Annotated in this window: 22 protein-coding genes; 15 read left to right on the forward strand and 7 right to left on the reverse strand. The window is 40.3% G+C overall.

Going from position 1 to position 21,590, the window contains the following annotated elements; translation table 11 throughout:
* Positions 1–75: 75 nt before the first annotated feature.
* Positions 76–1,065: a peptidoglycan release complex CPBP-like subunit SdpC gene (gene sdpC, locus CD122_RS03100; protein WP_103357537.1), complete on the reverse strand. Its 990-nt coding sequence runs from the start codon at positions 1,063–1,065 to the stop codon at positions 76–78.
* A 467-nt stretch (positions 1,066–1,532) separates the two neighbouring features.
* Between sdpC and hutG the strand changes: the two genes are divergently transcribed.
* Positions 1,533–2,462 (forward strand): formimidoylglutamase, encoded by a 930-nt coding sequence (hutG, locus tag CD122_RS03105; protein WP_103357538.1) that lies wholly within the window; start codon positions 1,533–1,535, stop codon positions 2,460–2,462.
* 63 nt (positions 2,463–2,525) lie between these two features.
* On the opposite strand, the gene CD122_RS03110 is transcribed toward hutG, so the two are convergent.
* A complete protein-coding gene (locus CD122_RS03110; protein WP_103357539.1) occupies positions 2,526–3,398 on the reverse strand; it encodes a LysR family transcriptional regulator in 873 nt (290 codons plus the stop codon).
* 259 nt (positions 3,399–3,657) lie between these two features.
* Here CD122_RS03110 and CD122_RS03115 point away from each other — a divergent pair, with 259 nt between their 5' ends.
* The 7 genes from CD122_RS03115 to CD122_RS03145 all read left to right on the forward strand — a co-directional run bounded on the left by CD122_RS03115 (position 3,658) and on the right by CD122_RS03145 (position 12,483).
* Positions 3,658–4,983 carry a YjiH family protein gene (locus CD122_RS03115; protein ID WP_103357540.1) on the forward strand — a complete coding sequence of 442 codons (1,326 nt, stop codon included), beginning with the start codon at positions 3,658–3,660 and terminating at the stop codon, positions 4,981–4,983.
* A gap of 19 nt (positions 4,984–5,002) precedes the next feature.
* The gene (gene hutU / locus CD122_RS03120) at positions 5,003–6,670 is read left to right on the forward strand and encodes a urocanate hydratase (protein WP_103357541.1); all 1,668 of its coding nucleotides are present in this window, start codon (positions 5,003–5,005) and stop codon (positions 6,668–6,670) included.
* On the forward strand, positions 6,670–7,905 hold the full coding sequence (hutI, locus tag CD122_RS03125) for an imidazolonepropionase (RefSeq protein WP_103357542.1): 1,236 nt from the start codon (positions 6,670–6,672) through the stop codon (positions 7,903–7,905). The genes hutU and hutI overlap by 1 nt, the downstream gene beginning before the upstream one ends.
* 129 nt (positions 7,906–8,034) lie before the next feature.
* Positions 8,035–9,219, forward strand: coding sequence for a SulP family inorganic anion transporter (locus CD122_RS03130; protein ID WP_103357543.1), 1,185 nt, complete (start codon positions 8,035–8,037; stop codon positions 9,217–9,219).
* Positions 9,195–10,325: an amidohydrolase gene (locus CD122_RS03135; RefSeq protein ID WP_103357544.1), complete on the forward strand. Its 1,131-nt coding sequence runs from the start codon at positions 9,195–9,197 to the stop codon at positions 10,323–10,325. Before CD122_RS03130 ends, CD122_RS03135 begins: the two co-directional genes overlap by 25 nt.
* Before the next feature lie 217 nt (positions 10,326–10,542).
* Positions 10,543–11,841: a Na+/H+ antiporter NhaC family protein gene (locus tag CD122_RS03140; RefSeq protein WP_103357545.1), complete on the forward strand. Its 1,299-nt coding sequence runs from the start codon at positions 10,543–10,545 to the stop codon at positions 11,839–11,841.
* A 156-nt stretch (positions 11,842–11,997) separates the two neighbouring features.
* Positions 11,998–12,483, forward strand: a complete 486-nt coding sequence (locus CD122_RS03145) for an SRPBCC family protein (RefSeq protein WP_103357546.1) — start codon at positions 11,998–12,000, stop codon at positions 12,481–12,483.
* 59 nt (positions 12,484–12,542) lie between these two features.
* Here CD122_RS03145 and CD122_RS03150 read toward each other — a convergent pair whose 3' ends face one another.
* Positions 12,543–13,070, reverse strand: coding sequence for a hypothetical protein (locus CD122_RS03150; RefSeq protein ID WP_103357547.1), 528 nt, complete (start codon positions 13,068–13,070; stop codon positions 12,543–12,545).
* 215 nt (positions 13,071–13,285) lie between these two features.
* On the opposite strand from CD122_RS03150, the gene CD122_RS03155 reads away from it, so the two are divergent.
* From CD122_RS03155 to CD122_RS03175, 5 genes are all read left to right on the forward strand, one after another.
* The gene (locus CD122_RS03155) at positions 13,286–14,236 is read left to right on the forward strand and encodes a bile acid:sodium symporter family protein (protein WP_103357548.1); all 951 of its coding nucleotides are present in this window, start codon (positions 13,286–13,288) and stop codon (positions 14,234–14,236) included.
* A 183-nt stretch (positions 14,237–14,419) separates the two neighbouring features.
* Positions 14,420–14,695 (forward strand): hypothetical protein, encoded by a 276-nt coding sequence (locus tag CD122_RS03160; RefSeq protein WP_103357549.1) that lies wholly within the window; start codon positions 14,420–14,422, stop codon positions 14,693–14,695.
* Between the two features lie 74 nt (positions 14,696–14,769).
* Entirely contained in the window at positions 14,770–15,612 is an 843-nt protein-coding gene (locus CD122_RS03165; protein ID WP_103357550.1) for a VOC family protein, read from the forward strand.
* A gap of 294 nt (positions 15,613–15,906) precedes the next feature.
* A complete protein-coding gene (locus CD122_RS03170) occupies positions 15,907–16,551 on the forward strand; it encodes an HAD family hydrolase (RefSeq protein WP_103357551.1) in 645 nt (214 codons plus the stop codon).
* Positions 16,548–16,727, forward strand: a complete 180-nt coding sequence (locus CD122_RS03175; protein ID WP_103357552.1) for a hypothetical protein — start codon at positions 16,548–16,550, stop codon at positions 16,725–16,727. Before CD122_RS03170 ends, CD122_RS03175 begins: the two co-directional genes overlap by 4 nt.
* Before the next feature lie 53 nt (positions 16,728–16,780).
* Here CD122_RS03175 and CD122_RS11870 read toward each other — a convergent pair whose 3' ends face one another.
* Genes CD122_RS11870 through CD122_RS03185 form a run of 3 tightly spaced genes read right to left on the reverse strand, consistent with a single transcriptional unit; the run spans position 16,781 to position 18,207 of the window.
* Positions 16,781–16,957 carry a hypothetical protein gene (locus tag CD122_RS11870; RefSeq protein ID WP_169926453.1) on the reverse strand — a complete coding sequence of 59 codons (177 nt, stop codon included), beginning with the start codon at positions 16,955–16,957 and terminating at the stop codon, positions 16,781–16,783.
* 1 nt (position 16,958) lies between these two features.
* Positions 16,959–17,297: a hypothetical protein gene (locus CD122_RS03180; RefSeq protein ID WP_103357553.1), complete on the reverse strand. Its 339-nt coding sequence runs from the start codon at positions 17,295–17,297 to the stop codon at positions 16,959–16,961.
* A 55-nt stretch (positions 17,298–17,352) separates the two neighbouring features.
* Positions 17,353–18,207 (reverse strand): formate/nitrite transporter family protein, encoded by an 855-nt coding sequence (locus CD122_RS03185; protein ID WP_103357554.1) that lies wholly within the window; start codon positions 18,205–18,207, stop codon positions 17,353–17,355.
* A 473-nt stretch (positions 18,208–18,680) separates the two neighbouring features.
* On the opposite strand from CD122_RS03185, the gene CD122_RS03190 reads away from it, so the two are divergent.
* On the forward strand, positions 18,681–20,069 hold the full coding sequence (locus CD122_RS03190) for an amino acid permease (RefSeq protein WP_103357555.1): 1,389 nt from the start codon (positions 18,681–18,683) through the stop codon (positions 20,067–20,069).
* A 76-nt stretch (positions 20,070–20,145) separates the two neighbouring features.
* Here CD122_RS03190 and CD122_RS03195 read toward each other — a convergent pair whose 3' ends face one another.
* Complete coding sequence (locus CD122_RS03195) at positions 20,146–20,493, reverse strand: hypothetical protein (RefSeq protein WP_103357556.1); 348 nt, start codon at positions 20,491–20,493, stop codon at positions 20,146–20,148.
* Positions 20,494–20,584: 91 nt separating this feature from the next.
* On the opposite strand from CD122_RS03195, the gene CD122_RS03200 reads away from it, so the two are divergent.
* A complete protein-coding gene (locus tag CD122_RS03200; protein WP_103357557.1) occupies positions 20,585–21,340 on the forward strand; it encodes a CPBP family intramembrane glutamic endopeptidase in 756 nt (251 codons plus the stop codon).
* Positions 21,341–21,590: the final 250 nt, after the last annotated feature.

Below are 21,590 nucleotides of genomic sequence, written 5' to 3' on the forward strand. Positions count from 1 at the left end.
CTCTTTTTCTGTTCTTTCGGCGCATGAAAAAAGCGCACAATCACAAGGGACTGTACGCTGAATATCGCTCTTTTGTTAATGTCTATGAATATTACGATTGATAGGTTGTGTGTTTGCGGATTCAGTATCCGTTGACACATCGTTTGTTGGTTCTACGACTTTTTCGTTTGTTGGTACGACTGGGTCATCCTCAGTTGTTACGACTTCATCGTTATGTGTGTCTGTACGTTCTTCAACGTGATCTTCCTGAGCGGCAGTTGGTGCTGCTACCTTCTCTTGACGCTTACGACGGAAATAGTTGATGATACTAAAGAATACGCCGAGTGTTACGACAACGACTGCAACACCTGCAGTTGAGTATGCGAGTACTTTCATAGAGAACACATCGCCGAGCTCTTCACTAAAGAAGAATACTCTCGCAAAAGTCATCGTCGCATGGAAGATTGTAACGATATAAATAGCACGCCCACCGGTACCACGAATTAATTCGCCAATAATCATAGAAAAAGCGAAAACATAAATAGCGCTATACATCGTGTATGGCATACCGAAAGCTGTATTAATATCCCAAATAAGATATAAAAAGCTGACAAAAACATTGGCAAAAAAGTGCGGCATTTTAGATTCTACAAGGTTAAATAAATACAAACGAAAACCAAATTCAATAAAAAACGCCATGAGTAAATGACCAATTAAAATCGTCCAAATCGTCTCAGATAAGTCGTTGGCTTGTAATAAGATAAAGCTATCTGCATAGGTGTTGAACATATACATACCACTAATAAAAATCACCATCGGAATGATGAGTGCAAGCAATAGACGTTCGATGACTTTAAGATTGATTGTCAGTTTGAGACCTGCAAGTTGTTCATGCTTATGTTTAAAGACAATCAAGCAGACCACTGCAGCAATAAACGGTCCTAAGCTATTGAGCATAAAGACAAAAGGTTTGAGACCGGAAGCTTTTTGGAAATCTTGTAAAATCAAAGGACTTGCATAGGCGAGTACAAAAAAGACAAAGATGGACATTGCCCACTGAAAGCCTGATATACGCGATTGTTTCATATTATATCCTCCGTTTAAAGGTTCACTAGTATTGATAAAACGAGTCATGATGCAACGTGAGGTTAGGACAATGTCCTTTAAACCGTTCTAATCCTAGTAGCTGACCGAGCATCAGTGATAGAAACACGACGACTTCAAGTTACACTTACCAGGTGAGACGATAACACCATAAAAAGATAAAAAATGCTCGCCTCATATTAATCATTTCCCGAAGATAATCTATGCACCATTATAACCATAACGATACAAGAAATAAATTGTTTCGGAATATTTATCATCGAATTGTAATGAAACAGTAGTCAGGTTGATATACAAAGGATTGAAATTTACACGTGTATTGAATGATGATTATGAAAAATGTGTGACTAGTGGTGGACGAGATCCTGCAAGGTTTGTGAAATGCGTTTGAAATGATAGGTAAGAGACACGTATACTAGAAGTAAAGATTGAGGAGAGGAATTGATCATATGTATCAACGACCAGATGAGTCATTATGGACAGGGCGTCTAGATAGTGAAACAGATCGCACCGCGTTTCGTCATTTTCAAACGATTAATTTTGGCGATGTCACGACCGAATTAACAGGGGATAAGGGTGTCGCATTGCTCGGTTATGCGGTTGATGAAGGTGTCGCGCTAAACAAAGGACGCATCGGTGCGAAAGAAGGCCCTGATGCGATTCGTCGTGCGTTTGCAGGCTTACCAACAATGTCAGACATAGCGATAACAGATTACGGCAACGTGCAACACGATGCAGCAACATTATTGGAGACGCAACAAGCATTTGGACAACACGTTGCACAATTACTTCAGCATCACCAACGTACGTTCTTATTAGGCGGTGGTCATGATATTGCCTATGCACAATATTTAGGTGTGCGTGCTGCGAATCCTGGAAAGTCAATTGGTGTCATTAATATTGATGCACATTTCGACAATCGTCATGCGGAAACATCAACATCCGGTACGAGTTTCCGTCAGATGCTCGAGCAGGATGACAACCTAGATTACTTTGTGTTAGGGATTCAACGTGCAGGTAATACGCAAAGTCTTTTCGATTATGCAGATGAAACGAACACAGAGTATGTGCTTGCGGATGAATTGAAAGGACGTGTCGACCCGCGCCTTAAAAATAAAGTCGAAAACTTCATCTATGAACATGATGTGATCTTGTTTACGATATGTATGGATGTCATTGATAGCGCGTTTGCGCCAGGTGTGAGTGCGCCAGCGGTATTAGGTTTGACGCCGGGTGTTGTATTAGAGTTGGCAAAACGTATTTTACAATCGGATAAAGTGACGTCATTAAGTATTGCGGAGATGAATCCAACGTATGATATTGATCAACGTACAGCGAAGTTGATTGCACATATGTTAACGTACTTAATTCACGGCTAAGTCATAACGATGAAAGACGGTACAATAGTTCAATCGATTTGAGCTATTGTACCGTCTTTCCATTTACAACGTGCCCCAATAACGCTGACACGCAGTTACCAAGTTGCGCACGTGATCACTGTATTGGCGATTGCGTGCATAGTTAATATAAATGGTCCGCTTGATTGTCGGTCGAATCGTCAGCGCACTTAAATGTTGCGTATAGCGCGATTGATAATACACCCTCGGAATGACCGCATACCCCATGCCTTGATGTACAAAGTTTGTCGCCGCTTCAAAACGTTCCACTTCCATCACGATATTCGGACGTTCTTCCAAATGTGTGAAGTAATCATCAATATGTTTGCGCACTTGATAGGGCTTATTCGGTAAAATCAATGGCAACCCTTTAATTGAAATGGCTGTTTGCGATTCAAATGTATCATTAGGTGCCAGCAACACGTAATCTTCTTCATACAAAGGGACTGAGACAACATCTTCATGGCGAATTTGATCATTCGAGATACCAAGGTGCAGTTCAAAATTCGTCAGCTTTTGTGCCAAAATTTCTGGATTGAGTATTTCGGTAATTTGGTAGTGCTGATCTGGATGCTGTTGCTGATGTTGGCGAATAACAATGGATACCCAGTAGGCAGTCGATTCTATCGTCGCCATTTTAATCTTCGGTGTTTGACTGAGCTTCAAGTCATACATTTGTTCCATCGTTTGATGATATTGTTGCACCAAGTTGACCGCGTAATTGTAAAATTGAATGCCCTTCTCTGTAATAGTGATTTCCTTCGTACTGCGTTTTAAAAGTTGATAGCCTAAATCATGTCCCATCTTTTTAATCGTTGCGGTGAGCGAGGGCTGACTGATGTGTAATGCCTGTGCCGCTTTTGTAAAACTATTGTGATTGACGACTTCGATAAAGTACTCCAGCTGTAAAATCTTCATATCATTGCCCCTTTATTTATAGTTTTAAGTTATGAATAATTAGTTTATTTATATTAGTTATTTATAGAATACCATATTACAATGAGTATGAAGGTGCTAAATGTGTAATGTAACAATAAAAGAACACGTAAGAAACATTGGGAGTCATATGATTCAAACGAAGGGATGCAAAGATAGATTTACTGATTGAATTGAGGGACTGAGACAATAGTATCAATACACAATAAAATGTCTGTCTCACTTCCAAAGGGGTGATGTTATGAAAGCAGAGCAATCGACGCAGGATGGGAAACACATACAAGGTAAACAAATGTGGCAGTTCTGGGTGTATAGTACGCTTGGCATTATTTGTTTCTTTATTCCACTGCGATTGAACGGTAATGAGACGATTTTAGTCGATCATGCACATTTAAGCTTTAGAGCATTAATGGGAGAAGCCATGCCATATTTAGCACTTTTGATGATTTTAGTAGGTGCCATACTTCCGCTGAAACGACAAGATTATCGGAAATCGGTAACTGATGCAATATTAGTCATTTTCAAAATACTCGGTGCCGTTATCGGTGTCATGTACGTCTTTAAAATAGGACCTGCCATTTTATTTAACGACAACTATGGGCCGTTCCTATTTGACAAATTGATGATGCCGTTAAGTGTGTTAATTCCAATTGGGGCAGTTGCCTTATCGTTATTAGTAGGTTACGGCTTGTTGGAGTTTATCGGTGTGTTAATGCAGCCGATTATGCGTCCGATTTTTAAAACGCCAGGGAAGTCAGCGATTGATGCGGTAGCGTCCTTTGTCGGCAGTTATTCACTAGGGTTATTGATTACCAATCGTGTCTACAAAGATGGCATGTATAACAAGAAAGAAGCGGTCATTATCGCGACAGGCTTTTCAACAGTGTCTGCAACATTTATGGTCATCATAGCACGTACACTCGATTTAATGGATCATTGGAATCTGTACTTTTGGTTATGCTTAATCATTACTTTTGCGGTGACAGCAATATCGGCGCACTTACCACCGATTTCAAAAGAGTCTACAGAGTATTATCAAGGACAACAAGGGGAACAAGAAGTGGCGGTCGAAGGAAGTCGATTTATGGCAGCATGGCAAGAGGCAAAAAAGCAATCACATCAATCCTTGCCATTATTCCAAAATATTTGGGTCAACATTAAAGAAGGGTTAGAGATGACGATTGCCATTTTACCGTCGATATTATCCATTGGCTTTATCGGCTTATTATTGGCAGATTACACACCAGTGATTGACTGGTTAAGTTACATTTTCTATCCAATCGTCTATCTGTTTCCAATTAGTGACCAAGCGCTGTTAGCGAAAGCGTCAGCGATATCTATTATTGAAATGTTTTTGCCGTCATTGTTAGCCGCAAAAGCAGCGATAGCCGTCCGTTTTGTTGTCGCAATTACAAGTGTTTCCGCAATTATTTTCTTCTCAGCCTTAGTGCCGTGTATTTTAGCAACGGAGATTAAAATACCTGTCTGGAAGCTCGTTGTAATCTGGTTCATTCGTGTTGCACTCACGTTGTTGATTGCAATTCCGATTAGTTTATTGATTTTCTAAAACAAGGGAGAGATGTTGTATGTCTAGAGTAATTAAAGCGAAAAAAGGTTTGGATATTGAATGTAAAGGTTGGGAACAAGAAGCGGTACTCCGAATGTTATATAACAACTTAGATCCTGAAGTCGCAGAACATCCTGACAAACTCGTTGTTTATGGTGGGATTGGTAAAGCGGCACGTAACTGGGAGGCTTTCGATGCGATTGTTGATACATTACGTCGCTTAGAAAGTGATGAAACAATGCTTGTACAATCAGGTAAGCCAGTTGCGGTATTTAAAACACATGAAGAAGCACCACGTGTCTTATTATCTAACTCTGTACTCGTACCAAAATGGGCAAATTGGGAACATTTCCATGAGTTGGACCGCAAAGGCTTAATGATGTATGGTCAGATGACGGCTGGAAGTTGGATTTATATCGGCTCACAAGGGATTGTACAAGGAACGTATGAGACATTTGCGGAGTTGGCGAATCAACACTTCGATGGCTCGTTAAAAGGAACGATTACATTGACGGCTGGATTAGGCGGTATGGGTGGCGCGCAACCGTTAGCAGTAACGATGAATGAAGGGGTTGTTATCGGTGTCGATGTGGACCCATCACGTATTGAAAAACGTATTGAGACGCGCTATTGCGATATGATTACGTATTCGCTAGACGAAGCGCTTGAACGTGCACAACAAGCGAAGGAAAACGGCGAAGCAATTGCGATTGGCTTGGTCGGTAACGCTGCGGAAGTGCATCATGAAATCTTAAACCGTGGCTTTAAAATTGATATTGTGACGGACCAAACATCAGCACACGATCCGTTGAATGGTTATGTGCCTGAAGGGTATACATTAGAAGAAGCGGCAACATTACGTGAAACAGATCCGGAACGTTATGTAGCGCTATCTAAACAATCAATGAAGAAGCACGTTGAAGCAATGTTAGCATTCCAACAACAAGGCGCAGTTGCTTTCGACTATGGTAACAATATCCGCCAAGTGGCATTTGATGAGGGATTAGAGAATGCTTTTGACTTCCCAGGATTTGTGCCGGCATACATTCGTCCACTATTTTGTGAAGGTAAAGGACCATTCCGTTTTGCAGCATTATCAGGCGATCCGAAAGACATTGAACGTGCGGATGAACTGATGCGTGAACTGTTCCCAGAAGATGAGAAGCTAATGCGTTGGTTGGATATGGCAACTGAGAAAATTGCTTTCCAAGGCTTGCCATCACGTATTGCTTGGCTCGGTTACGGTGATCGTGCGAAGATGGGCTTGGCACTGAATGAATTGGTACGTAAAGGGGAAATTTCAGCACCAATCGTTATCGGACGTGACCATTTAGATGCGGGCTCTGTTGCATCGCCAAACCGTGAAACAGAATCGATGCGAGACGGTTCAGATGCAGTTGGTGACTGGGCGATTTTAAATGCGCTTGTTAACACAGCAGCAGGTGGTTCATGGATTTCTGTACACCATGGTGGCGGTGTTGGTATGGGTTACTCACTACATGCCGGTATGGTTGTGGTTGCTGATGGTACAGAGCGTGCAGAACGCAGATTGAAACGTGTCCTAACAACAGATCCAGGTATGGGTGTTGTCAGACATGCAGACGCTGGCTATGATATTGCGATTGAAACAGCACAACAAAAAGGTGTCGATATACCAATGATTACAAGCAAAGGTGAGGATAAATAATGAACGACTTAATCATTCAAAACATTAAGCAGTTAGTGCTACCAAAGTCGACGGAGCGTCCGTTGAAAGGTGCAGAACTGGATGAATTGACGATTGTTGAAAATGGGACAGTCGTTGTGAAAGATGGAAAGGTTGTCTATTCAGGTCCGTATACGAAGGACTATGAAGCAACAGAAGTGATCGATGCGTCACATCATGTCGTATCACCTGCACTTGTCGATGCACATACACATTTAGTTCACGGTGGTTCACGTGAACATGAAATGTCGCTCAAACGTCAAGGCTTGTCGTATCTGGAAATCTTAGAACGCGGCGGCGGTATTTTATCAACGGTAGAGGCGACAAGAACAGCAACAGAAGATGAATTATTTGCCAAAGCAGAACATGACTTATTGACGATGATTCATCACGGCGTATTAGCGGTAGAGAGCAAGAGTGGTTATGGTTTAGATAAAGACAATGAATTGAAACAATTACACGTATCACGTCGTCTACAAGAGAAGTATGGTATTGATATGCGTCATACATTTTTAGGACCACATGCGGTACCGAAAGAAGCGACGTCGAATGAGGCATTTTTACAACAAATGATTGACTTATTACCTGACGTTAAAGAATTAGCGGACTTTGCGGATATTTTCTGTGAAACGGGCGTCTTTACGATTGAAGAATCACGACGTTATATGCAGGCGGCGAAAGACCAAGGGTTCCGTGTTAAAATTCATGCGGATGAAATTGACCCGCTTGGTGGACTTGGCTTAGCAATTGATGAAGCGGCGATTTCTGCGGATCACTTGGTGGCTGCGAGTGACGAGGATAAAGCAAAACTTGCTGACTCTGATACCGTTGCAGTTTTATTACCGGGGACAACGTTCTATCTCGGTAAAAATGATTATGCAGATGCGCGTGGTATGCTTGAAAACAATGGGGCCATTGCGATTGCGACAGACTTTAATCCGGGTAGTTGTGTGACGAATAACCTGCAAATGGTCATGGCGATTGCCGCATTAAAACTCAAATTATCTCCAAATGAAGTGTGGAATGCGGTGACAGTCAATGCGGCGAAAGCGATTGATGTTGACGCTGGAACGATTAATGAAGGGGACAAGGCGAATATCGTTATCTGGCATGCACCGAATCATGAGTATATCCCGTATCATTATGGCATTAATCATGTCGATACTGTGATACATGAGGGTCGTGTTATTGTGAAAAGAGACTTAACATTAAAATAGATGTGATAAACACGTGTGTACTTAATCAGTGCATGCGTGTTTTATTTTTCTCGAACAGTGATATTACACCTGCCCTCGTTATTTGATAGAATAGAGAATAACCAACATAGATATAAAGGGGATGAATCTATGCATGCGTGGTGGAACGACTATCGTGCATCATGGTTAGGGGATTACTATCAAAATGTTGTGGCAGCATTGCTCGTAGCATTGGCGATGTTACCGGGGGCGATCGCATATAGCTTTATTGCAGGTGTTAGTCCGACAACAAGTATGATTAGTACATCCATGATGATGATTTATATGAGCTTTATCGGGGCGCGTACACTGTTGATTTCTGCACCGAGTAGTGGCGTCTCGCTCATTGTCGTGATGATTACCGCTTCATACAGTTTAGAGATGTTAGCGGCGTCCATCATTGTAATGGGCATCGTACAAGTTATTTTTGGCTATTGCCGCGTATCGAAAGCAATTAAATTGATTCCAGTACCCGTCGTGATCGGTTTCATGAACGCACTCGGTTACCTATTATTCGTCTCACAACTCAAACATATTTTTGGTCACAATTTAACAACCTATTTATTTGCTGCATTGAGCTTATTGTTGATTTGGTTTGTGCCCAAGTGGACGACAAAAATACCTGCCGCATTATTAGCAATTGTACTTTTAACATTGTTAGCGTTCTTGACGCATGCAGACTTACAATACGTGCACGACTTTGCAGATATTAAAGTCGAAATTCCAAGTTTTGGCTTACCTGCACTCGACTGGCAAGCAGGGACAATTATACAAGCCGTATTGTTTGGTTTAATGCTCGCAACGGTCGGCACCATTCAAACGAGTCTTATCGCACAAATGATGGATGATTTGACGGGGACAACAAGTGATAAAGATAAAGAGACCCGCGGACAAGGTATTGCTAACTTTTTAATCGGTATGTTTGGTGGGCTTGCCGGATGTGCACTCGTAGGACAATCGAAGTTTATGTATTTTAGTGGCGCAACGACGCGCTTAGCCATGCTCATTGTCGGTGTTGTAATGGGACTATTTGTATTTGTGTTAGGTCCCATTGTAGGACAAATTCCAATGGTCGTACTTGCAACCGTGCTTATCCAAGTTGCATTGAAAGCATTCGATCCAAAAACAAAAACATTAATTGCCAAACGCCGTTATTTTGATTTTGCAATGATGGTCATCACATTCGGATTGACGATTGTGACGAAAAACTTAGCCTTAGGTGTGTTAACGGGTACGGCTTGTTACTATCTATTTAAAGGAGCTGAAAAATTATGGCAACATTCACAGAACAGTTAAAAGCTTGGCGACGTGAATTTCATCGTACGCCAGAAGTGGCACATACAGAGATTGAAACCACACGACGAATACGTGAAATTTTAGAAGAACATGATATTACAATTTTAGATATCCCACTAAAAACAGGGCTAATCGCTGAAATTGGACAGGGCGATACGTTCATTGCGGTGCGTTCGGATATTGATGCGCTCCCTATTATTGAGCAGACTAACTTAGCATATGCTTCTGAAAAGCACGGTGCAATGCATGCGTGTGGTCATGATATTCATATGGCGAGCATTCTAGGGACAGCTATTTTATTAAAGGAACGCGAACAACAACTGCCTGGACGTGTGCGTGTTATTTTTCAAGCAGCGGAAGAAGTGAGTCAAGGGGCTGATGCTGTTGTAAAAACAAATGTGTTACAGGGTGCCAAAGCGATTATCGGCTTTCATAATGATCCGACGTTACCAGTGGGAACATGGCGCGCTAAAACAGGCTATATGACAGCAAATGTTGACCGCTTCAAGATTGAGATTAACGGTGTTGGTGCGCATGCTGCTATGCCACAAGATGGTGTGGACCCTCAAATTATATTGAGTCAATTGATTAGTAGTATCCAAACGATTGTCAGTCGAAATGTTGCGCCGTATGAAGAAGCGGTTGTGACGATTGGACAAGTACACAGCGGTGAGACGTGGAACGTTATTCCAAGTAGCGGGATGATCGAAGGGACAGTCCGTACGTTAACACCCGAAGTCCGTGACTTGGTCGAAACACGTATGCAAAAGTTATGTGAAGGCCTGGCATTACAATTTGGTGCATCTGTTGCGCTCGATTATCAACGCTTAACAGACGGTGTAAATAATGATGAAGCGTTACAGACACTTGCTTGGCAGGTTGCTGAAGAGACAGGCTATGATGTGCAACTCCAACCGCGTGCGCAAATGATTGTCGAAGACTTTGCTAGTTACCAACAAGTGGCACCTGTCCATTTTGCGATGATTGGATCAGACAGTAAATATCCGTTACATCATCCTCAATATGCACCAGATGAAGCAATACTCGACAAAGTACCCTATTATTTTGTAAACTTTGTAGAGCGTCTATTTGAACGAGTAAGATAAAACGTCTAAAGTGGATAAGGATAGTAATTGCAACATTCAATTTCGTGGAGAAGGTAGTGACTGACTTAGCTTTGTCAAGGTGGGGCTTTGGAAAAATGAGATGTCTGACCCGCACTCTACAACATTTCTGACGTATGACGTGTATGTATGAAAAGTAATAAAGTGGAATAGAACGATGGGAGGCAGCAGCTGATCCCATCATGAAGGAGTAACAATAATGCAAAGAACAGAGAAAGAAAATGCATGGGCACTCATACCGTTAGTGGTGTTTATCGGATTGTTTTTAGGTGCAGGCATAATAACCAAAGATTTTACGTTTTTACCGCTTAATGTTGCGGCGTTAATTGGTGTCATCGTCGCACTTTTGATGAATCCGAAAGAGAAGTTTACGCATAAGGTGGAAGTGTTTGCGCGAAAAGCAGGGCATCCTAATATTATTTTAATGATGTTAGTGTTCGTGTTAGCGGGTGCTTTTTCACAAACGGCAAAAGAGATGGGCGGGGTCTCATCTATTGTGAATCTGGGCTTATCCTTGATTCCGCAACACTATTTAATTGTCGGCATTTTTATTATATGTATGTTTATTTCCATTTCGATGGGAACATCTGTTGGAACGGTTGCAGCCATTGCGCCAGTAGGTTTTGGCATTAGTGAAGCGACAGATATTCCGGCAGCCTTAGCGATGGCAACTGTTGTCGGTGGTGCTATGTTTGGCGACAACTTGTCAATGATTTCAGATACGACGATTGCAGCGGTGCGTACACAAAATACGCGTATGGCTGATAAGTTTAAGGTGAACTTCCGCATTGTTGTACCGGGTGCACTTGCAACACTTGTGATTTTATGGTGGCTCACTTACGGCAATCAAGTTAATCAAACAGCGCACTATGATTACGATATTATCAAGGTGATTCCTTACTTGTTAGTACTAATACTCGCCTTGCTTGGCGTCAATGTCGTCATCGTCTTGATGGGTGGCATTGTTCTAGCCGGTGTCATTGGTGGATTAGATGGTTCATTCGGCATGAAAGGCTTCTTAACAGCGGCCTCTGAAGGTATCATTGCGATGGAAGATATTGCCATGATTGCATTACTTATTGGCGGTATGATTGGACTCGTTGAACATTATGGCGGTGTGACTTGGCTGCTGAATTATGTGAAACAACGTATCCATTCACGTCGTGGTGCAGAACTAGGTATTGCAGGATTAGTGAGCTTGGCAGACATCTCGACGGCAAACAATACGATTTCGATTATTATGGCAGGTCCACTTGCCAAAGATATTGCTGATGAATATGAGATTGACCCACGTAAATCTGCAAGTATTTTAGATATTTTTGGTAGTGCATTTCAAGGCATCTTGCCATACAGCCCACAGTTAATTGCAGCGGCGGGTGTTGCAGGCATTTCGCCAGTCATGTTATTACCGTATTCTGTTTATCCGATAATGCTGGCATTATGTGGTCTCGTAGCAATCGTCTTTAACTTACCACGTTTGCAAAAAGCGAATAAGTAGTAGGGAAATTTACTTTTACAGGTTTTTTTACACATACTCAGCCTTACCGGGGACAACGGAATCTTTTGGATACATGAGATTTCTGTTCCACACCTCTATCTTGTAAAATACAAACAGATGAACCTTGGCATTAGGAGCCAGAACGGAAGTGAGAAAATGCAAAATGAAGCTGTTGAAATAGAACTCGTACGTTTGATGAAGACGACACCAGAAAAAGCATACGATGCGTGGATCGTGCCAAATCAGATGAAACAATGGTTAATGACAACACCACGAACAAATGTAGCTGTCCACAGTGATGCGGTAGAAGGTGGCACGTATCAAATTCGTGATGTGCGTCAAGGTAAAGAACGTGAGGTAACGGGGACATACGAACAACTCGTACCACACGAACACATACGCCTTACGATACAAATGCCTGCGTTAAGTGATGAAGCAGATGTGATTGATGTCGATTTTGAAGAACGCAGTCCAGGTATTACACAGATGACATTTCACTACACGAGTATTTTAAAGAAATTACGTAGTGTTTCTAACTTAGCGTATAAGCAGGAAAAGAAAGCATACCACGACCATACAGCACATGGATTTGAACTGATGTTTGACACATTACAAGCGTATTTAGAACAAGATAATGAATAATACAAAAAGCACCTTGGCCGTCATTTTAGCCAAGGTGCTTTTGTGCTGTGCACAGTTATTTATGAGATACGTGACTGATGATGTGTACGTTGTGGCAAGCTTGCATAATAAATATCGATATGACGTGTGGCAAGCGTACGTATTAAAGCCATCATCACTTTGGGTGTTGTTGTCACTTTTAAGCGATGACGTGAAAAGTTATACATCATACGTTCTGACTGGAAGCTTGATAACACATCGATCACTTTATCCTTAATGAAGGGGTCGGTTAAACCATCAATTACGAGTTCATAATGTTGTTCGTGTGTCGATACTTGTTGAAGCGGTGTGATCGTATGGACATCACGTGTTAGAACAAGTTGATAAATAGAAAAGTTGTGAAAACTAATCAAACTCACAAAATAGGGGAGTGCCTGTTTAGGTAACTGAACGCGTAAGCAGTAGCAGTCTTTCACCTTGACAATATTAAACTGAAAAGGTGTTTGAAATGAAACAGTCGTTAGCAATTTTTTTAGCTGGCGTCGAACAGCACGACGGTCAAGTTGGTCAATGTTAAATGTATAAGATTCTAATTTATCAATGATCATGATAATTCCCCGTTTGCAAATATTTGTTAATGTTATTGTAGCATGCGCTAGATAGAAATACAGTAGGACTTCAGACGGAAAGTGAAATGCGCACAACAAGTGATAAAAGTACAACAAGATGTAAAAGGTATAATAAAAAATAACAAAATAAGGTTGTAGAGTACGCTTTATTATGCTAATATTCTGACTATTAAAATAATTAAGGGGTGTTACCAATGTTGCAGCGTATTGGTCATTTTGCGTCAAAAACATTTTTAGTATGGGTGTTGCTAGTCAGTATTATCGCTTTTTCAGCACCAGGTTTATTTTCAGGGTTAGGGGAATATATTCCTTATTTACTTGGTATCGTTATGTTAGGTATGGGTCTGACTATTAAAGTGAGTGATTTTAAATTAATTTTTAAATATCCCAAGCCCGTCATTATCGGGGTTGTTTTACAATATACAATTATGCCACTGTTAGCTTATTTAATCGTTAAAACATTTCAATTACCACCAGACATTGCAATCGGTGTATTACTAGTAGGCTGTTGTCCAGGGGGAACGACAAGTAACGTTATGAGTTATATCGCAAAAGCAAATGTGGCGTTGTCTGTAACTATTACATCTATTTCTACAATCTTAGCACCTGTATTAACGCCAGGCTTTATGTATTTATTCGCAAGAGAGTGGATGGATGTATCTTTCCTAAGTATGTTCGCATCTGTGACAAAAGTTGTTTTAATTCCAATCTTAATTGGTTTACTGATCCAAAGAATCTTTACGAACCTTGCAGAAAAGAGTGAGGATGTATTGCCGCTCGTGTCAGTCGTAGCAATTTCAATTATCTTAGGAACTGTTGTTGCAGGTAGTCGTGAATTAATTATTGAAACGGGTCTCTTAATCTTTACAGTCGTTATTGCACATAATGTATTAGGCTACGCGACAGGTTATTTCATGGCAAATATTTTAAAACTCAATTATCCAGATAAAAAAGCTGTGTCGATTGAAGTGGGAATGCAAAACTCTGCATTAGCAACATCGCTGGCAACCGTACATTTCAATCCACTTGCTGCAGTACCAGGCGCAGTATTCAGCTTAGTACACTGTGTGACTGGACCGATCCTTGCGCGTTATTGGGCAAGACGTGCCGAACAAATCGAACGTACGAAACAAAGCGTCGCCTAAGATATAGGGGGGCATGAGGTTGGGACAACGGAATCTTTTTAGAAAAATGAGATTCCTATCCCACTCCCATCCTATTTTTTTATTTCGTTTACAAAAATATTAGGTTGTGCGAAAATGGTTGTTAATAAGTGTTAAGTATATTGGCATGAAGCCATTGTAACTTACATAAAGGACGTGATGTGTATGGTAAGCATTTTGCAGCGTTATTTGATTACATGCATGCTTTTAGTGACGATGCTTATTTTAGCAGTCGGCTTTTTAAACCATTATCCAAATGGTGGGCAACTTTTACTCGTGTTAACTTTCAGTGTGACAACATTTAGCGTGATGCTTGAAACATGGTTGGCGCGTGCACAATTATCAACGCGTAAAGTACGTTTTATTCAAACATTGGCATTTCCAGCTGCAATTATTATTATGGGACTGGTGTGCTTGTGTTGGCTTCCAAGTGCACTATAATCAAAGCGTTTGCGTATCTATGCGATAGGGTATAGACTGCTAACATGACAAAACAAGTGATGGAGGCTGATAAAATGTCATTCATTCAAGGTCATCATCATATTTCGATGTATACCAAGGATAAAGTGGCGAATAAACGCTTTTACACAGAGGTACTTGGATTGAGACTGGTGAAAGAAACGGTCAACCAAGATGATGAAGACATGGTTCATTTATTTTATGGTGATAATCAAGGCTCTGTTGGGACATTGCTGACATTTTTTGAACTCCCTAATGCAGGACAGATGCGTAAAGGAACGGATATGATTGCACGCATTGGCCTGTTAGTAGAAGGTGAAGAGAGTCTTAACTATTTTGAAGACCGATTGCGTCAAGAAGGTATTGCAGTCTCACGCGGAACGTATTTAGGACAGCCAGCGCGCTTTTTCGATGATCCGGAACATTTGTCATTCGTGTTAATAGATAACCAACAACGTAACATTCCGAATGATTGGAAACATCCAGTTGATAGTGAGGTTCCAGCGCCGTATCAAATTATAGGCATAGGGCCGATTGAGATTCACGTACAAGATGCGAGCAAGACGGTGGCATACTTACGGGATGACTTAGGTTATGATGAGTACACAGAAACAGAAGGGACTGTGTTGTCGTTAGATACGAGTGGACGTTACACTGATATTGTTGTTGTTGAAAAGGGCGGACCGGTTGTGCGTCCTGGACGTGGCTATGTACATCATCATGCGGTGAGTGTGGCAAACCATGACGCCTTAGAGCAAGTAACAGCAGTGCATGATACGTTACAAGCACAACATTCAGGGATTATCGATCGCAAATGGTTTGAATCACTATACTATCGACAAAATGGTATTATGTATGAATTTGCGACGGCAGAAGTCAGTCATGATTTTGTAGACTAAAAGAATATAAACAAGAGAAAGCACATCTGTTCAATGCCATCGTGCAATGGATAGGTGTGCTTTTGAATGCTAAGTAAAGGTGTTAAATAGAGTGCGGGACATGCAAGTTAATTTTGAGCTTTCGTGTAGACAGCAGTACATACTAACATGAAAATGTGCTTTCGCAAGCTTTTTCAGGTATACGCAGCCGTTCTTCTGTGGATAATCAGCATCTTTTTAGAAAAATGGGATGCCTGCCATACACTCTATCTGATACACTAAATGCAACAGAGTGATTGAGGAGGCTTTAAATATATGTATCGAGCAGTGATATTTGATTTTGATGGAACGATGATTGATACAGAGCAACATCTGTATGAAGTGATTAATAAATATTTAGTTGGAGAAGGGCATGAACCAGTATCATTGGCATTTTACCGTGAAAACATTGGTGGTCGTGCGCTAGCGTTACATGAACATATCATGGCGTTATTAGGTGAAGAAAAGGTTGAACAACTTTATCGTGAACATCATGAAGGTGCGGCACATTTACCATTGCGTCCAGGGATTGAAACGTTATTGCAACAATTAAAACAACGTCATATTCCAATGGCGATTGCAACGAGCAGTGTCCGTCGTTCGATTTTGCCAACGATTGAAGCGCTTGGCTTAAATGACTATATTTCTGTGGTTGTCGGTCGAGAAGATGTTGAAGCGGTGAAACCTGAACCAGATTTATATTTAACAGCTGTTCAAGCACTTAACCATAATCCTGCTTATTGCTTGGCGATTGAAGATTCAGTAAGAGGTGCCACTGCAGCTGTACGCGCAGGTCTTGACGTCATTGTGAATACGAATCAGATGACGGAAACGAGTGATTTTAGTCATTTGCCGTTGACGGATCAAGATACGGATTTAACAACATTGATTGAACGATATTTTGAAGGAAAACGCCTATGACTTTTCAACAAGTGATGTTATTTATTGTCGTGCCGTTATGTTTTATTATTGGGAACTTAGTCATTGCCCCTAGAAGACAACGTCATATTCCAATGCGCGTACATGTTTTATCATGTGTCGTTGGCTTAATCATATATGGAATAGGTGTCTCAGTATTGTTACTGTTCTTCCTATAAAGAAAACCCCGCTGATACAAGGTAATCTAGACCTTATATCGGCGGGGTTTATATTATGTTAAAAAGTATAATGCTGCGATAAGGAAGACAATCAAAATAGCGTCAATGCCAACCATTAACTTTATACGTGGATTGTCGATACCTTCTTTTTTGGACTTATATAGCATATAGGCGTTAGGCAAAAAACTAATAATCAAAAGAATCATTAAAATAATACCGAGTGTTGTCATATTAACGTACTCCTTTAATGCGACCATAAACGTATCCAGCAATTAAGGCAACAGCAATCCCAACCAATGTACAAATAATGGGTTGCTCCAACTTCATGCCGACTAAAGCGCCGAGTGCGACACCTATAACGAGTGGTACGCCGTATTGTAGGCGACGTTGCTCAGAAGCGAGTAGTGTGAAAGTAATCGTGTACAGTACACCGAATGTAAGCGCGACAAGTAGTGATTTCATAATAATCATACTGACGGGTGCTGTGTGTGACATGAGATTGACAACAAAAAAGATAATCCCGAGAAAGAGCGAAATAACTAAACCTTTATACCATTGTGTACGTTCCATTATGGCCTCCATATACAAAAATAATTATAGTCAGTATAACATAGGCATATGCAAACTACTTAGTGAGGCGTAGAGATTTATTCACTTTTTTGATTGCTTCAAATTGACCATGATCATTTAAATAGGCATAGAATAAGCCGATAATCAAGCCACCGCCAATATAGTTACCGATAAAAGCTGCGACGATATTTTTCAAAGCACCAAGCACATTGATTGCTGCAGGGTCATAAAATAATTGACCGACGAAAAGTGTGGCATTATAGACGACGTGCTCAAAGCCCATAAAAGCGAAAATTGTCACACCAAACATCATCACGAACATTTTCGCAAAGACATCTTCTATTTGCATGGCAATAACGAGCGCAATATTAATAAAGAAGTTCGCAAAAATGGCACGTACGAGTATATTCTGGAAGTTATAAGTTGTGGATTTTGTATGAACCATATTATCTAACATCGCAATCATATCTGGTGACATCACATCGCTACAACGAAGTATCGCAAAGAAGATAAAGGCACCTGCAATATTACCGAAAAAGCAAAGCAGAAAAATATTTAATACACGCATAGGGCGGATAAGATGATAGTAAAGTCCTACTGTAAAGTACATAAAGTTACTGGTCAGCAATTCTGAGTTGGTAAATAAAATAAGGACGAGTGCGAAGCTAAAAGTAATGGAGCCAATCATATTGACGACGCCAACTGGCACATCGGGGGCAAATGTTGTTTTGACCATAAGTACAAAGACGGAAATAATGCTAATAATAAAGCCTGCCATCATCGCACGCATTAAATAGCGCTTAAGATAGAAACTGTGTAGCACATCCTTTTTTTGAATCGTCTCAATAATATTCGAGACCCATTTACGACCATAAAAAATCGTATCCCATTTAATATTTGTATCATTCATAAGACACGGATCCTTTCATTTTTAATAAAGACAAGTATAACGCTTTACAACGTTAATGTGAACATATTCACAAAATGTTTTGTGTCAAAACAATGACATTTCTTTTGTGTGCAGATGAATAAAATTTAATCGAACAAGAATAAGATAAAATAAATGATATTTTTCGGTTGATAATTAAATTGAATGGGACCGGTACGAATTTAAGTATGAAAATGTAATATATAACTGCTGAAAAGCTATCATATCGGTATTTCTTGTCGTTGTGTTTTGTGATATATTATGAAATAAAAAATAACTAATGCGTTGTATGAAACTTTTTTGAAGTGTTAAGCAGTTACAAGGAATATTTCTTGTTTGTTAATTGACTCACAATTTAAAATTTTCCTTTAATTATTAGTAAAATATAGTATAATAACGGAGAAAAGTTTACATGCTTCTAATATTAGGGGTTATCAAGGAGATGGTGGAGTATCATGGAAGATAATCAATTACACAGAGGGCTGAGCTCTCGACAAATTCAAATGATCGCACTCGGAGGTACAATCGGTGTTGGTTTATTCATGGGGGCATCGAGTACGATTGCTTGGACGGGACCTTCTGTTATTTTCGCCTACTTATTAGCAGGGCTATTTTTATTCCTAGTCATGCGTGCAATGGGTGAAATGGTGTATTTATATCCAACAACAGGATCGTTCGCGAACTATGCGACGGATTATTTACATCCGGTTGCGGGGTACATTACCGCTTGGGCAAACATTTTCCAATGGCTTGTAGTTGGGATGTCTGAAGTTATTGCCGTGGGCGAGTACATGAAGTTTTGGTGGCCAGAGTTGCCATCATGGATTCCAGGAATTATCGTTATTGTTATCTTAACAGCAGCAAACGCAATATCAGTTAAAGCATTTGGGGAGTTTGAATTCTGGTTTGCGATGATCAAGATTGTTACGATTATCCTGATGATTATTGCTGGTTTTGGATTGATCTTCTTCGGATTAGGGAACGGAGGTGTACCAATCGGGCTAGGCAATTTAACTGAGCATGGTGGATTTTTCCCTAACGGTTGGTTAGGCTTTTTCTTCGCTTTATCTATCGTTATTGGTTCATATCAGGGTGTTGAATTGATCGGTATTACAGCAGGGGAAACGAAAGATCCGCAAAAGAACATTAAAAAAGCAGTCAACGGTGTTATCTGGCGTATTTTAATTTTCTATATCGGTGCGATTTTCGTCATCGTAACAGTGTATCCATGGGATGAATTACAAGGTATCGGTTCACCATTCGTGGCAACATTTGCGAAGGTAGGCATTACAATTGCAGCAGGTTTAATCAACTTTGTTGTTATCACTGCGGCGATGTCAGGCTGTAACTCAGGTATCTTTAGTTCAAGCCGTATGATTTTTACATTGGCACAACATGGGCAATTGCCTAAGATTTTCACAAAAGTTATGCGTAACGGTGTACCATTCTACACTGTATTAGCAGTTTCAATCGGTATTTTTATTGGTGTTATTTTAAACGTTGTACTACCTTTAATTATCGAAGGCTCTGAAAGCATCTTCGTATATGTTTACAGTGCGTCGATTTTACCAGGGATGATTCCATGGTTTATGATTTTATTCAGTCATATTCAATTCCGTAAGAAGTTCCCTGAGCAGGTAGAAACACATCCATTTAAAATGCCATTAGCACCATTTACAAACTATTTAACAATTGCTTTCTTATTATTAGTATTGTTAGGTATGTTAATTAATGATGAAACACGCGTTTCTGTAATTATTGGTTTTCTATTCTTAGGCTTCATGGGACTGTTCTTCTTCATGCGCGGTTACCACAAGCTCGATAAAGAAGACTTGAAGTTATAATAAGAAAAACACCTTGTCATGACAGACACAGCTTTTAAGCCATGTGTTGTTCATTGGCAAGGTGTTTTTTGCGTATTTATATGGAGAATGCTTGTAGATGATACAGAGCGCGAAGTATGACAGCTTGATAGCCGCTATTCACTTTTTCTTGGATGCCGATGTCTACATGTGTGAGTGGATTGTGATAGAGATTGTTTAAGCAGGCATAATACATATCATAATTTTGAAATGGAAAAACGGGGAGTGTGTCTGGATGGTCGAGTGCGGTGAAGTAAGTCGCAACTTGATCTTCTAGCGCTTGTAGATGTGGTGTTACATCTGGATTTTTTTGTGCGCGTGATAAGTCATATTCATCGACAAGTGTTAAGAGCGTTTGCAGGTTTTCACATGCGCGTGTAATTGTAAGTTTTTGAGAATGATTCATAGTCATCACCTTTTTAGTATATAATGTTGTAAAGTAGCGTAACTGTGGTTGAAGGCGTAACGCTAAGATAGCTACATAGAGGAGGAATAACATGTCAAAATATAAATGGAGCGACATTGCGTGGCGGGACTTTTGGACGATACCGATGTACATAATAGGTCCGGTCATATCAATATATATTATGCTTTTCTTGGGTATTCTTTCACTCTTTGGAAATGTGAATCTACCGACATGGATGTTTGATGTGGATGTGGATGAGATATTAATCGTGTTGTCAGAAGTTGCGTCAGACATCGCCCTCATTCTGTTTTTCTGGTTTATGCATAGTCGAACGATGCCTGAGCGCTTTCGACTTGGCGTACAAGGGGTTGGACGCAATTGGTTGTGGATTCTTTTAGGTTATATGTTTATGACTGTATCAACGGAAGTTTATGGCTATTTGATGCAGTTTTTACCTGAGCAGTATCAATATGAACTTCCACAAAATGAGATGGCGATTGAAGATTCATTAGGCTTGAATGTGTTATTACCATTCAACTTTATATTGATTGCGGTACTGGCACCGATTGTAGAGGAAATCTTATTCCGTCATTTATTAATTGGAGAGCTCGGCAAGAAGTTTAACTTTTACGTGATGAGTGTCGTATCTGTATTTGCCTTTGCAGGGATACATGTGACGTTTGCAGAATCGCCATTCGAAATCATTGATTATCTATTGCTTGCGATTCCGTTAGTGTGGGTGTACATGAAGAGCGGTCGTAACTTAGGCGTATCCATTGCATTACATATTTTGAATAATACAATCGCCATGATTATCGAGGTGTATTATTTGATATTTCCAAGTTAAGAAGTGTGCAAGATAAAGAAACCGGACGGTGCATATGCACTGTCCGGATAGAAAGGAAAGTAAGTAATAAATATTGAAGATGTTCAATCTAGTATAGAACAAGTACAACATATCATGTTTCAAACTTTACTATTGACGAAATAGTTACCCCTCATTTGAAAGATGTGTCTGTACCCATCCCCCTCTAGTAGCTAAGTAAAATAATAGCATACTTCACTCAAAATTGTAAGCGTTTTCTATAATGAATTTA

Origin of the sequence: Staphylococcus rostri, from assembly GCF_002902145.1 — a bacterium.
In the GTDB taxonomy this organism is placed as follows: domain Bacteria; phylum Bacillota; class Bacilli; order Staphylococcales; family Staphylococcaceae; genus Staphylococcus; species Staphylococcus rostri.

What these genes read in the sequence shown, in the direction of transcription:
- CD122_RS03160 (WP_103357549.1), top strand. Translation starts at nt 14,420, where the DNA reads ATGGTAAGCATTTTGCAGCGTTATTTGATTACATGCATGCTTTTAGTG.
- CD122_RS03180 (WP_103357553.1), bottom strand. Translation starts at nt 17,297, where the DNA reads ATGGAACGTACACAATGGTATAAAGGTTTAGTTATTTCGCTCTTTCTC.
- hutG (WP_103357538.1), top strand. Translation starts at nt 1,533, where the DNA reads ATGTATCAACGACCAGATGAGTCATTATGGACAGGGCGTCTAGATAGT.
- CD122_RS03135 (WP_103357544.1), top strand. Translation starts at nt 9,195, where the DNA reads ATGGCAACATTCACAGAACAGTTAAAAGCTTGGCGACGTGAATTTCAT.
- hutU (WP_103357541.1), top strand. Translation starts at nt 5,003, where the DNA reads ATGTCTAGAGTAATTAAAGCGAAAAAAGGTTTGGATATTGAATGTAAA.
- CD122_RS03175 (WP_103357552.1), top strand. Translation starts at nt 16,548, where the DNA reads ATGACTTTTCAACAAGTGATGTTATTTATTGTCGTGCCGTTATGTTTT.
- CD122_RS03145 (WP_103357546.1), top strand. Translation starts at nt 11,998, where the DNA reads ATGCAAAATGAAGCTGTTGAAATAGAACTCGTACGTTTGATGAAGACG.
- CD122_RS11870 (WP_169926453.1), bottom strand. Translation starts at nt 16,957, where the DNA reads ATGACAACACTCGGTATTATTTTAATGATTCTTTTGATTATTAGTTTT.
- CD122_RS03200 (WP_103357557.1), top strand. Translation starts at nt 20,585, where the DNA reads ATGTCAAAATATAAATGGAGCGACATTGCGTGGCGGGACTTTTGGACG.
- CD122_RS03115 (WP_103357540.1), top strand. Translation starts at nt 3,658, where the DNA reads ATGAAAGCAGAGCAATCGACGCAGGATGGGAAACACATACAAGGTAAA.
- CD122_RS03150 (WP_103357547.1), bottom strand. Translation starts at nt 13,070, where the DNA reads ATGATCATTGATAAATTAGAATCTTATACATTTAACATTGACCAACTT.
- CD122_RS03165 (WP_103357550.1), top strand. Translation starts at nt 14,770, where the DNA reads ATGTCATTCATTCAAGGTCATCATCATATTTCGATGTATACCAAGGAT.
- sdpC (WP_103357537.1), bottom strand. Translation starts at nt 1,065, where the DNA reads ATGAAACAATCGCGTATATCAGGCTTTCAGTGGGCAATGTCCATCTTT.
- CD122_RS03185 (WP_103357554.1), bottom strand. Translation starts at nt 18,207, where the DNA reads ATGAATGATACAAATATTAAATGGGATACGATTTTTTATGGTCGTAAA.
- CD122_RS03195 (WP_103357556.1), bottom strand. Translation starts at nt 20,493, where the DNA reads ATGAATCATTCTCAAAAACTTACAATTACACGCGCATGTGAAAACCTG.
- CD122_RS03130 (WP_103357543.1), top strand. Translation starts at nt 8,035, where the DNA reads ATGCATGCGTGGTGGAACGACTATCGTGCATCATGGTTAGGGGATTAC.
- CD122_RS03140 (WP_103357545.1), top strand. Translation starts at nt 10,543, where the DNA reads ATGCAAAGAACAGAGAAAGAAAATGCATGGGCACTCATACCGTTAGTG.
- CD122_RS03170 (WP_103357551.1), top strand. Translation starts at nt 15,907, where the DNA reads ATGTATCGAGCAGTGATATTTGATTTTGATGGAACGATGATTGATACA.
- hutI (WP_103357542.1), top strand. Translation starts at nt 6,670, where the DNA reads ATGAACGACTTAATCATTCAAAACATTAAGCAGTTAGTGCTACCAAAG.
- CD122_RS03155 (WP_103357548.1), top strand. Translation starts at nt 13,286, where the DNA reads ATGTTGCAGCGTATTGGTCATTTTGCGTCAAAAACATTTTTAGTATGG.
- CD122_RS03190 (WP_103357555.1), top strand. Translation starts at nt 18,681, where the DNA reads ATGGAAGATAATCAATTACACAGAGGGCTGAGCTCTCGACAAATTCAA.
- CD122_RS03110 (WP_103357539.1), bottom strand. Translation starts at nt 3,398, where the DNA reads ATGAAGATTTTACAGCTGGAGTACTTTATCGAAGTCGTCAATCACAAT.